The organism is Frankia sp. CgMI4, from assembly GCF_001756285.1.
In the GTDB taxonomy this organism is placed as follows: Bacteria; Actinomycetota; Actinomycetes; order Frankiales; family Frankiaceae; genus Frankia; species Frankia casuarinae.
The window spans coordinates 1-12,061 of the sequence record NZ_MAQZ01000085.1 but is presented as its reverse complement, the minus strand read 5'-3'; the positions used below and the strand labels follow the sequence as shown (position 1 = coordinate 12,061).

At 70.7% G+C, this 12,061-nt stretch carries 6 protein-coding genes and 3 pseudogenes; 6 read left to right on the top strand and 3 right to left on the bottom strand.

Annotation, left to right across the window (positions count from 1 at the left end; genetic code table 11):
- The first annotated feature begins 418 nt into the window (after positions 1–418).
- From Manayef4_RS15965 to Manayef4_RS26725, 4 genes and pseudogenes are all read left to right on the top strand, one after another.
- Positions 419–1,855, top strand: a complete 1,437-nt coding sequence (locus Manayef4_RS15965) for an ATP-binding protein (protein ID WP_070132113.1) — start codon at positions 419–421, stop codon at positions 1,853–1,855.
- 992 nt (positions 1,856–2,847) lie between these two features.
- Positions 2,848–3,468, top strand: a complete 621-nt coding sequence (locus tag Manayef4_RS15960) for a Uma2 family endonuclease (RefSeq protein WP_254665686.1) — start codon at positions 2,848–2,850, stop codon at positions 3,466–3,468.
- Between the two features lie 79 nt (positions 3,469–3,547).
- The gene (locus Manayef4_RS15955) at positions 3,548–4,621 is read left to right on the top strand and encodes a zinc-binding dehydrogenase (RefSeq protein WP_070132111.1); all 1,074 of its coding nucleotides are present in this window, start codon (positions 3,548–3,550) and stop codon (positions 4,619–4,621) included.
- 39 nt (positions 4,622–4,660) lie between these two features.
- Positions 4,661–5,339 (top strand): annotated as a pseudogene (locus Manayef4_RS26725) (uracil-DNA glycosylase).
- A 117-nt stretch (positions 5,340–5,456) separates the two neighbouring features.
- Here Manayef4_RS26725 and Manayef4_RS15945 read toward each other — a convergent pair.
- The 3 genes and pseudogenes from Manayef4_RS15945 to Manayef4_RS25410 all read right to left on the bottom strand — a co-directional run bounded on the left by Manayef4_RS15945 (position 5,457) and on the right by Manayef4_RS25410 (position 9,319).
- Positions 5,457–6,619: pseudogene (locus tag Manayef4_RS15945) on the bottom strand (benzoate/H(+) symporter BenE family transporter).
- A 568-nt stretch (positions 6,620–7,187) separates the two neighbouring features.
- On the bottom strand, positions 7,188–8,339 hold the full coding sequence (locus tag Manayef4_RS15940; RefSeq protein WP_070132110.1) for an epoxide hydrolase family protein: 1,152 nt from the start codon (positions 8,337–8,339) through the stop codon (positions 7,188–7,190).
- On the bottom strand, positions 8,333–9,319 hold the full coding sequence (locus Manayef4_RS25410) for a radical SAM protein (RefSeq protein ID WP_217494126.1): 987 nt from the start codon (positions 9,317–9,319) through the stop codon (positions 8,333–8,335). Before Manayef4_RS25410 ends, Manayef4_RS15940 begins: the two co-directional genes overlap by 7 nt.
- Positions 9,320–9,732: 413 nt before the next feature.
- On the opposite strand from Manayef4_RS25410, the gene Manayef4_RS15930 reads away from it, so the two are divergent.
- The gene (locus Manayef4_RS15930; RefSeq protein ID WP_070132108.1) at positions 9,733–11,739 is read left to right on the top strand and encodes a hypothetical protein; all 2,007 of its coding nucleotides are present in this window, start codon (positions 9,733–9,735) and stop codon (positions 11,737–11,739) included.
- Positions 11,740–11,807: 68 nt separating this feature from the next.
- Positions 11,808–11,975, top strand: a pseudogene (locus Manayef4_RS26085) (MFS transporter); the annotation flags it as partial.
- Positions 11,976–12,061 lie beyond the last annotated feature (86 nt).

Sequence of the window (12,061 nt, the reverse complement as noted above, 5' to 3'; positions counted from 1 at the left end):
TTGTAGATCTTGTTTGGTGATCGTGTGGCGTTCGCGGGCCGGTGGGTGATGATCGGATAGCGTCACGAGTCGTGGAGTCAACCGGCCGCCCGACGTACCCGGATCATCCGCAATCCGGCAAGGGGCGTGCGGCTCCCACCGGCCCGGATCCCGGACAAGCTCTTCCTCGTCTACGCCGGGCGGTTCCGCCCGTTTCCAGACCGCCCGATGATCGTGACCGCTGGGCGTCGTGGTCGCGTCGACCTTCCTGCGATCGAGGGGAGGGCGGCCGGTCGGTACCCCTCGCAGYCAGTGTCGACCGTCCCGCCGTCGATCTTCCATGTTCTCCGATCTTGGGGCGCGAGYCACAACCGCCAAATGTAACCGCCACACGCCAAATGTAACTCCGTCGTGGTTACATTTGGGTGTGCCACGTGACGTGAGCCAGACGATCGCCTTCCTGCGCGCGGCGGGAGGCGACACCACCGAGGTGGAGGTCAAGTCTGCCGCCGGCGGGTTACCCGCCTCGTTGACCTCTACGCTGAGCGCGCTGGCGAATCAGCCCGGGGGCGGGACCATCATCCTGGGACTCGACGAGCGGGCCGGGTTCCGCCCCGTCGAGCTCAGCGACCCGCAGGTACTCAAGCAGGGCCTGGCTGCCAGGGCCCGGGCATTCACACCGCCGGTCCGTCTCACGATCGAAGACGGGGAGGTTGACGGGGCCGCGGTCGTGGTTGCGCAGGTCCAGGAGTGCGACCGGTCGACCAAGCCCTGTCGCGTCACCGCGACCGGCAGGGCGTACCTACGTGGCTACGACGGCGACTACGCCCTGTCTGACGTGGAGGAACAGGGGTTCCTGGCCGCTCGCCAGCCACCGCTGTTCGACCGTTCACCTGTCGAGGACGCCACCATCGACGAGCTGGACACCGAACTCGTCGATGCTTYTCTACTCGCTGTCCGCGAACGCGACCCGGCCGGGCTCGGCCGTTTTCCCGACGACACCGAGCTCCTACGCYGGGCTGGGGTCACGATGGATGGCGGGCAGCCAACTGTCGCGGGACTGCTCGCTCTCGGGGTCCATCCCCAACAGTGGTTCCCTCGCTACGTCATCCAAGCCGCCGCGCAGCCCTTGCCCACCGGCTCCGCCGCAACGCGGGCCCGCAACCAGGTCACCATCAGCGGACCGGTCCCGCGGATGCTCGACGCGGCGCTGCTCTGGGCCCGACATACCTTCGACACCGCCATCGTCGCCGAGATGGACGGCAGCGTTCGTGACCGTCCGATCTACCCACTCGTCGCCTTCCGTGAGCTGGTCGCCAACGCGCTGATCCACCGCGACCTCGATCACTGGTCCGCCGGGCTGGCCGTCGAAGTGCGGCTTCTGCGGGACCGCCTGGTAGTGACCAATCCCGGCGGCCTGTACGGCATCACCGTCGACCGGCTCGGACGCGACGCGGTGACCTCCGCCCGCAACGCCAGCCTGGTCGCGATCTGCCAGCACGTCCGCTCTGCGCAGACCGGAGCTCGGGTTATCGAAGCCCTCGCCAGCGGGATTCCCACCGTCACCGAGGCTCTCGCCGACTGTGGCCTGCCGTCAGCCCACTACGTGGACAGCGGCATCCGGTTCACCGTCATCCTCCACCAGTTCGCGACCGCCACGCCCGTGGCAACCGCCGAGCCCCCGCTGGGCGCCACGGAGCGTCGCGTCTACCAGGCCCTGACCCGTCAGGGACGAACAGTCAGCGACCTCGCCGAAGAGCTCGGGCTGTCCGCTCCGAACATCCGCAAGGCCCTGCGAAACCTGCGCGGCCGCGGGCTGATCCTTCAACTCGGCGGCAGAGGCAGGGCCACCACCTACCAGCGGACGGACTCATAGCCGATCGATCCTTACCCGCCAACCACTACACGCCCTGGACCATGCCTGGCCCATCCCCATGTTCCACCCGGCCAGATGACGCCGAGTCCACCGCGCGAGCCAGATGAATCACGTCACCGCCGCTGGTCACGGTGAGAAGCATCGGCGCCCCATGCGTGGTCCTTTGATGTGCCCCGAAAGCCACGCATGGGGCGAAACGGCCTGCACTCCGCGTGGTGTGGCCGCGCGATCAGTCGAGCCACAGCGACGGAACTCGTGGACGCCGATGTACACGCAGAGTCATCAGAGGATGAGTGGGTTCATGGCCTGCCGCAGGCATCTGACGACCCTGCACGGGCACGCTCCGTGATCCCCGCGCCGACCTTGGACGGCGGGTGACCTTGACGGAGGGATCCACTTCCCGGTCTCGAGTGCGGGCGCGGCGGCGCGGGATGACCTTGCTCGACAGAAGCCCCGGCGGCCCTAGATCTGGGCATCTACCTGCGGGTTTGGTCGTCCAGGCGGGRCTCGGACCACCTGTCGAGGTCCTGACCAGGATCGTTCCACAGCCCTGGATCTCAAAGGGATAGATCGTAAACCGCATCCACCCAGGTCGGAGGAATGATCAAAAAATTGGTGGGGCTCGAACCCACGACCGGAGGATTATGAGGACTATCCGGCTATGCGGTGTGCTGAGCTGCATCGACGCACGTCACGCGCGACCGTGAACGTCGAATACTCCTCTGTACAGAGATCCGTCTGGTTGCAATCCTGTCGAGGAGATCACACCACCCAGCGGTGGTCACAGACCGGCGCGGCCGTGGCCGGTCCGGGGCACGGCCCTGCCGCGGAGGGGCGCCCCGACGGCGGCTGCGGCTTCGACGCGGTCGCGTTGCCTTGCGATGCGCGTCCACGCGAGCCCAGGATCTACGCTGGGATCGGATGGTCGCGTCCCACCGACGTCTTGGACGCGTGACGACTCATCCGCYCGGGAGGCGATGGTGACGACGGCCTTGCCAGAGGACAGCTGGCTGCGCGACCTGCGCCCGCAGCCCGCGCGCGTGACGGCAGCCGAGTACGAGGCGCTGTCGGAGGAGATCGCCCGGTCGATCGAGATCGTCGACGGTTACATCATCTTCTGTGAGGCTCCCGCCCCGGACCACCAGACCGCGGGACGGCGGCTCGCCAACCTGCTGGAGCGGCACGCCCGGAACGCCRTGAAGTCAGGCCGGTACGGCTGCCTGACGGTCAACAACGACGTCGACCTGCGGCTCCGCGACATCCCCCTGCTCAACCGCCGGCCCGACGTCATCCTTTACCGCTGCCTCGATCGTGACCGCGGCGAACGGCTCCGCGCCGAACACGCCCTGCTCGTCATCGAGATCGTCTCGCCCGGCTCAGAGACCCAGGACACCACCGACAAGCTCGGCGAATACGCCCGCGCCGGCATCCAGCACTACTGGATCATCCGACTCGACAACGACGGCGTCACCAGCATCGAACGCTACGCCCTCGACCGCGCCAGCATGCTCTACAAACACCTCGGCACCCTCATGAAAGACGAGGCCGGCGGACCACCGGAAATCACCAACCCCATCCCGATCACCATCACCTGGGATGACCTGGCTTTCTGAGCGTCCCGACAGGTCGACAGGACCAATTTTGGCCCTCCCAGTCATTTGTTACAAGCCGTGCGAGACGATCTTGGCACGGTTGGATGTCGCGGATCAGCGTGGCGCCATCGCTTCACTCGTCCCGGGGGTGCGGGAGTTCGGCCCGCCGGGGGTCCCGCGGGTCGAGGAAATCGAGGATCCCAAGCCGTCGGTCGGCGAGGTGCTGGTCGCTGTCGAGGTGGCCGGGGTCGGCTACGGCGACGTCATCGTGCGGTCCGGCCGGTATCCGTTTCCGAAGCCGTACATCCCGGGCCTGGAGGTTGGCGGCCRGGTCGCCGCCGTCGGACCGGACGTCGATTCGTCGCTGACCGGCAAGCGGGTGGTGGCGAGCACGGCTGGGATGACCGGCGGGTACGCGGAGCTGGCCCTGGCCGAGGCCGACAGCGTCTACGAGGTGCCCGAGGGGCTCACCCTCGGGTCCGCTGTGGCGGTGTTCCAGGCCGGCGCCATCGCCGTCGGCCTGGTGTCGGCCATCCAGGTCCGGCCCGACGAGTCCGCTCTGATCACTGCGGCGGCGGGCAGGATCGGCTCGCTTCTGGTGCAGCGGGCCAAGGCTGCCGGGGCCGCGACCGTGATTGCTGCCGTGGGCAGTCCCGCGAAGGYGGACGTCGCGGTCGAGTTCGGGGCCGATGCCGTCGTCGACTACACGACGCCCGGCTGGGTGGCGAAGGTGCGCTGGGCGGTCCGGGCTGACCCTGGAGTCGGCCAGGACATACCCGATGGCCGGAACTGCCCTGGTCGGCTTCGCCTACGAGGGTGTCGCGTCGAAACCGGCCTGACGGCCGGCGGCGGGAAACGCGCCCACGTCGAGGACCCGGCCTTTGCGACCCGGCCCCCGCGGACCCGGCCTCTGCGACCCGGCCTCTGCGACCCGGCCTCTGCGACCCGGCCTCTGCGACCCGGCCCCCGCGGGGACAGCCGGCACCGCCGAGCGCCACCACGCCCGACGGCGCCACCCGGCCGACGGCGCAGCGGGCCTCCCCGGGCCCCGGGACAGCACGGGACACCCGCCGCCTCATCGGCCACCACGCCACCGGCCACCACGCCACCACGCCATCGGCCATCGGCCATCGGCGACATTCCCGGCTGGAAGTTCGGCCGCGGTGGGGCGTAGGCAGGGGCGGTCGGTGGTGCGCAGTAGGCATGGCCGGCCATGCCGGCGCAACCACTGCGGGACCTTGTCGAGCCAGGCTGGGCGCATGCCCTCGAACCGGTGGCGGGGCAGATCAGCGCCATGGGCGACTTCCTGCGGGCGGAGATCGCCGCCGGGCGCGGCTACCTGCCGGCCGGCCCGCATGTCCTGCGGGCCTTCCAGCAGCCGTTCGACGACGTGCGGGTGCTGATCGTCGGACAGGATCCCTACCCGACCCCGGGAATGGCCATCGGCTACAGCTTTGCGGTGGCACCCGAGGTGCGCCGGCTGYCGGGCAGTCTGCTGAACATCTTCCAGGAGCTGTGCGCGGACGTCGGCGTGCCGAGGCCCTCGACCGGCGACCTGACCGGCTGGACGCGCCAGGGGGTGCTGCTGCTGAACCGGGCGCTGACGACGGCGCCGCGCCAGCCCGGGCTCGCACCGGGGCAAAGGCTGGGAGCCGGTCACCGAACAGGCCATCCGGGCGCTGGCCGGGCGGGGCAGGCCGCTGGTCGCGATCCTGTGGGGTGCCGAGGCCCGCAGCCTGCGGCCGTTCCTGGACGGTGCCGCRACCATCGAGTCCGCCCACCCGTCACCGCGGTCGGCCGACCGGGGCTTCTTCGGGTCCCGGCCGTTCAGCCGGGCCAACGACCTCCCGCGCCGCCAGGGTGCCGAGCCGGTCGACTGGAGCCTCCCRTGACCCGCCCGCCGCTCGGCCCGGAAGCTCCGGGACACGGCGCCTGACCGTGGCCGACACCGGCGCCCCGGCAGACGTGAGATGCCCTGCCCCGCGGGCTGCGGTCCGGGAGGGTGCCGGTCAGCGTTGCGCGGGGGCACCGGCGGGGGTGGGGCCGCGGCGCAGGGCGGCGCGGACGAGGAGGCCGGCGGCGAGGGCCCAGAAGGCGGCGCCGACGCGGGCGAGGGTGACGCCGCTGGCCGCGACGACGAAGGTGACGACCGCGGCCTGCCGCTCGGCCGGGTCGGCCAGGGCCGACGTCAGCGCCGAGGCGAGTGTGCCGACGAGGGCGAGGCCCGCGAGGGCCGTGGTGACGCCGGTGGGGGCGGCGGCCGCGACCGTCACCAGGAGCGTGGACAGCAGGGCGAGGGCGAGGAAGGTCCAGGCGGCGAGGTGGGCGACGACCCAGCGTCGTCGCGGGTCGGGGTGCGCGTCGGGGCTCGCGGCGAGCGCCGCGGTGATCGCGGCCAGGTTGATCGCGTGGCCGCCGGCGAACGCGCCGAGAACGGTGCCGACCCCGGTCACCGTCATCGCCTCCCGCCAGGGGACCGCATACCCGTAGGAGGACAGCACCGCGACACCCGGCACGTTCTGCGAGGCCATCGTGACGACGTAGAGCGGAACCGCGAGCGAGAGCATCGACGCCCAGTTCAGCGTCGGTGCCGTCAGCGCGACCCGGGGCAGCAGCGGCCTGTCGGGCCCGCCGTGCCGGCCGAACCAGATCCCGACCGCCACCACCGCGGCGGCGAACGCCGCCGGCACCGCCCAGCGCGGCGCGACCCGCAGCAGCACCAGCCACACCACGACCTCCGGCGCGACGAGCGCCGGATGGTCCACCAGCCCGTGGACGGGCACGAGGCACAGCGAGAGCAGGACACCGGCGAGCATCGCCTGCGCGATCGGCGCTGGGATCGCGGCGATGAGCGTCCCGAGGCGGGGCCACAGCGCGGTCAGCAGGATCAGGCCGCCGAGACCGCGAAGGCCCCGACCGCCGCCGCCCAGCCACCGTCGACCGCGCCGGTCGAGGCGAGTAGCGCCGCGCCCGGCGTCGACCAGGCGAGCAGGATCGGCATCCGGTGCCGGCGGCTGAGCCACAGCGTCCCGAGCGCCTGGGTGACGGTGACGGCAAGCAGGCCCGAGGCTGCCTGCGCGGGGTCCGCCCCGACCGCCCGCAGCCCGGCCAGCACCACGACGGCCGTGCTCGCGAACCCGACCAGCGCCGTGACGGCGCCTGCGCTGACCAGATGGGTGCCCCGAACCCCCGAAGCCGCCTCGCCGTCCGCGGGATCCGGCGGATCCGACCGGCCTGAACCGCCGTCGCTCACGGTGACAGCGGGATCGGCGCCGACGGTAGGTCCGGAAGGTCACGATCGCGCTGTTCCATCCCCGGAACACTACTGTCGGCCGTTCGGCGGCGGACCATGAAAACGGACCGCGGATACGGCACCCGTCACGAGGCCACGGCCGCCACMGGCACCCGGCCGCGGGTGACCARCCCGGCCCCGGGCTCTCCCGGGGCGCGAGCGGTGGGGGTGTGGGGCGGCGGGATCGTCCGCTCACACGAAGTTCCCGTCTCCACAACCTGGCGCCCTGGAAGGTGCTGCCCGACGGACGTTCGCCGGACAGCGTCACGACCGGGCGTCCCCACCCCTCCGATGCCCAGGCCCGCCGGGAGGCGCTGCACGTCCTGTCACTGCACGTCCTGTCACTGCACGGCCTGTAGTGGGAGGATGCCGCGGTCCGGACGCGGGAAGGTGGTGCGCCGGGCCGCCGGGCCGGGCCATCCGGTCATCCCCGCGCGGGATCCGAGGGTCAGCATTCGGCGAAGAAGGCGAGCATGTCGGCGGCGAGCCGGTCGGGAACCTCCACCGCGGGGAAGTGCCCGCCCTCGTCGTGCACCGTGGAGCGCACCACGCGGCACAGCCGTCCGACGAACTCGGGCGGGGGCGGGCGAAGGTCATCCAGGCCGTTCCCGAAACGCCCGAACGCGGTGGGGGCGAGGACCCGGTCACCGACCGTCATGCCCTCCTGGACCTGGCGGTTGTCGTGGAAGTCGCGCAGCGTGCTCCCGACGCAACCGGTGGCCCAGTAGAGCGTGAGCGTGGTCAGCAGGAACTCCCGGGACACTCGGGGCACCCGGCCTTCGGYGCAGTCCGACCAGGCACGCCACTTCTCCAGCAGCCATGCGGCCAGCCCGGCGGGCGAGTCGGTCAGCCCGTACGCGAGGGTCTGGGGCCGGGTGGACGCGATCGCGTGATAGCCGCCTTCGGTCAGCGACCACCGTTCGCCGGCGTCCAGATACGCACGCTCGGCCGGGGRCAGCGGTGTCGGGTCGACGGCCGGGTCCAGGACGGGGTCGAGTTCGAGATCGGTCAGGTACAGCCCGGCCACCGTGTCGGGATGGTCGAGTGCCAGGAAGGTGCTGACCCCGGAACCGAAGTCGCTGCCCGCGGCCAGGTACCGGGGATAGCCGAGCCCGGTCATCAGGTCGTGCCAGACACGCGCGGTGTCCCGCAGCGTGTGTTCCCCGGCCGGACGCTCGGAGAAGGGATACCCGGGCAGGGACACGGCGACGACATCCCGCGCGGGAGCGTCGATGCCGTACGCCGCGGGGTCGCGCAGGCGGTCGACGAGCGGGAGCATCTCCACGAAGCTGCTCGGCCAGCCGTGGGTCAGGATGACCGGCGGACCGTCGGCCCCCGGCACCCGATGATGGACGTAGTGCACCCGCAGCCCGGACACCTCGGCGACGAACTGGTCGTACCCGCCGTTGATTCTCTCCTCGGCCGCACGCCAGTCGAAGGTGGCCCAGTCGGCGAGCATTCCCTGGAGGAACGCCAGGTCGGTGCCCTGGGACCAGGCCGGGCCGGGGGCCGGTTGCGGCCAGCGCACCCGCGCGATCCGCTGCCGCAGTCCGGTCAGGACGTCCTCGGGCACCCGGATCCGGGACGGTGTGATCAGCACGCGGTCCGTCCGGCCCGGGCGAGCACCCGTTCCAGGGCCGCCACCCGGGCCGGGTCGCTCAGGGCCCGCAGGCAGAAATCGCAGATGTTGGTGAACCGCGCGTCGGCGAGGTCCTGGAACTGCGGATCCTCGGCGACCATGGTCCGGAAGTAGGCTGGGGACTGCGGGTCGTGGAAGGCGTGCACGAGCCGTTCCCGCCGGGCCTGCTCCGCCGGGTCCGATCCCGGGCCGCGCACGGGCCCCAGGAACACCGGCGTCCGCTTCATGTCGTCGACGCCGATGTCGAGCTGGCAGCATGCATAGGCGTCACCGGTGGCGTGCACGGTGGTGGTCAGATCGTCGCAGTCGGGCAGCTCGGTGACCGGACGTCCCCGCCAGATCCGGTGCATCTCCCGGGCGCGGCCCCGATCGAGCAGCTCGAGCACCACGAACGGCTCGCCGGCCGCGATCAGGGCCGCCCTGATCTGCTCGTCGGCCTGTTCGTCGGCCGAGGTGCAGAACTGGATCTCGGTGGCCAGGCCGCTGGCCCGGGCCGCCCGGGCGGCGTTGATCGGTCGCTCCACGGGGAAGTACCGCATGTGGTGGACGTCCGCGCTGAGGGACAGGCCGTGGATGCCGGCCTCGACGAAGGGCCGCAGTCTGGCCTCGGCCTGGGCGGGGTTGCGGGCCCAGAAGGCGTTGGACTCCACGTCGACGACATAGCCGAGCCGGACGCCGTGGGCGATGRCCTGGCACATGACCTGTGGGTAGAGGAAGACCTCGCCCCCGCTGAAGGTGACGTGTCGCTTCCCGGTGCGCTGCCCCTGCTCGAGTACGGACCGGACCTCGTCGAGGGTCAGCCGCTCCCGGCGGGTCGGATTCGACTCCACAATGCAGTGATCGCACGCAAGATTGCAGGTCAGAGTGTAGTTGATGACCATTCTCTGGGTCGGGGGGAAACGGTCCCAGATCGCGATGCCGCCGGCCACATCGGCCCCCACGTCATTCTTGGCCCCCGTGTCATTGGCGCTCCGTGTCATTGCCCCCCCACGTCGGTCCACCCGAAGCACGTCCTTCTCCTTTGGCACGGTAGCCAGCGGGGAGCGAAACGTCCACCATTTTTTCTCCTGCAACCATCTCGGGTCGGGACTGATGCGCTCGGGCATCATGGTGGCACCGGCCCGAACGTCGGCTGAAAGAGCCTGGTGGGCGGGCGGGATCGGTAGGGTCCCGGTGTCGCGTAGAAGACGGCGCCCTTGACGTTCGATTCGAGGCGTAGGTACCGTCGGGACCAAGTTGGCTGGGGCGGACCGGTTGGCGGTAAACGCTCCACGGACCTTCTGGCTGTCGGCCGTCCGTGGAGGCGCGCTCCGCGCTCTTGAACCTCGATCTGGCAGATTGTCATGGAGGAATTATGGGCGTGGACGTTCGTCGTGTCCTGAACTCTTTTGTTCCCCGGCGGCAGGCCTGGGCCCGGCTGGACGAGACCGTCCAGGACACGGGCCTGGCCGATGACACCACCGGAGTCCTCAATCCCGACTTCCTGGCCCTCGGCCTGGGCGCCACCAACATGATGGGAATGCTCTGGTCGCTGGCCCTGGGCCGGCGGGTGGTGGGCGTCGAGCTGCGGGGTGACCCCTCGCTGGGCGTGCACTGGAACATTCGCGAGGACCTTTACCACCACCTCGGCCTGATCGACCAGATGATGCTCGAGCGCTACGGCGAGGCGGGTATCCCCCGCCGGGGCGACGGGAGCCTGTTCATCCTGGCCGAGTGCTTCTACCGGCCGGACACGCCCGCCGGCGCCGTCACGGCCGACGAGGTGGTCAGCGGATTCCTGGACGCRCTGGTCGGCGAGCCCGCGCGGATCGGCGGCCGGATCTTCCACACCGAGTTCATCGACGACCGTTGGAAGGACGGGAAGCCRCACCGCACGGTGACCGTGCTGACGCCGCCGGAGCCCCCGCGCCGGCCCGACCCCACCCGGGTGGGGCGCAGCACCCTCGAGGCGCTGGAGGGGCCCTCCACGTTCCAGAGCGCGGCCTCCGAGGTGATGGTGCTGATGCGCCGCTACCTCGAAGGGGTCGAGCGGATGGACCTGGCCCGGGGCGTCACGCCGCGGGTGCGGTTGTTCCTGTCCCACCGGGTGGTCACCACCGGGACCGGGAGCGACGCGGGCTATCTGAAGTGGCTGCGCCGCGAGGAGGGATTCGGGGACGCCTCCGGCGGTCGCAAGTCCATCCGCATCGAGCAGGTAAGGGAGCTGGACTACAACGGCAGGTTCCACCGCGTGCGGGTGCCGGGCAGCAAGGTGATCGACATCGGGATTCCCGAGCTGTTCATGATCGCGCAGGGTTTCAACAGCACCGACGCCGACCGCCTAGGCTTCAGGCAGGAGGACGTGCTGGTGGACCACCACGACGGCCGCGGGCCGGTCGTGGCGCAGGCCGACTACCTCGCCGGCCTGCTGGAGGTGCTGGTCGACGGCCGGCTGCGGCGCAGGATCGCCTCCGACTTCGACAAGGAGGGCAACGAGTACTGGGTGCGGCAGATCGCGGTGGGGCATGAGGACGACGCCGAGGTCGGCTGGATCCTGGTGCAGGTTCCCGACTACAAGACGTTCGACCCGATCCTGTCCGGCCTGGTGCCGCCCGGTACCTACCGCAAGTCCAAGCAGTACCGGGCCGGCGTCCAGCACCTGATGCGGGAGTTCTACCTGGACCAGGTCTCGCAGATCTGCGAGATGCCRGTGTCGGAACTGGAGAGGATCCAGATGCCGTAYGGTCCGAAGCTGTTCAGCCTGGTCGAGCGGGCCGGGGTGGACGCCCAGGTCGCGGCCAACGGGGTCGTCGCCGGGGACACCTTCGGCAACGGCCATTTCCTCACCAGCGGCGGCGCCATCACGGGCATGATCGGTCACGGGCACCGCGTCAAGCTGTACTGGGAGGCCCGGGACGCCGGAGTGCCCCACGAGCAGGCCATACGCGGCCTGGCCGACGRCATCAAGCAGGACACCGACGACTGGTTCGCGGTGAGCGCGCAGGAGTTCAGCACCGCCCTGCCGATCAACTTCGGCTCCGAACGGATCGCCACGATCGAGGCGGCCGGCGGACACCGGTCGTCCGCCCGGGCGACCACGATCGACGCCACCCGCCGTCACCGGCACACCCTGGTGCCGCTCGACCCGTCGGACTGGCGCCGGTTGCTGGTGCGCAGCGGGCGGATGCACGCCCTGGCCCTGCCCCCGATCCCGATGACCCACCCGGTCGTGCGCGGCGGTGGTGGGCTGCCTGATCCTGCCGACGCCCAGCAGGACGGTGCTACGGCCGGGATGGGGGCCGGGATGGGCGGTTGCATGGTCCAGCCGGGCGGTGCCATGGGCGGGATGGACGGTGCGATGGCCGAGGTGGCAGCTCAGTGAGCATCTTCCAGCCGAAGGGCGACTCGTTCGGGAGCCTGAACGAGACCGTCCAGTCGCGGCGCCTGATCGTGAGCCGCTACYGCAGCCTGCGTGAACRGCAGTGGGCCCTGCTGGTGCTCTGCACCGGCGCCCTCGCCATCGTGATCGACACCTCCATCGTGAACGTGGCCCTGCCCTCCATCGGCCAGGACCTGGGGTTCTCCGCCGCCGGGCTCTCGTGGGTGGTGAACGCCTACGCAAGTAGTACGTCGTAGCAACGCCTGATCTGCACGTTCATCCCGCTTGCACCTGCAAGCAGGCTTCCGCGTCAGCCTGGGGCGAG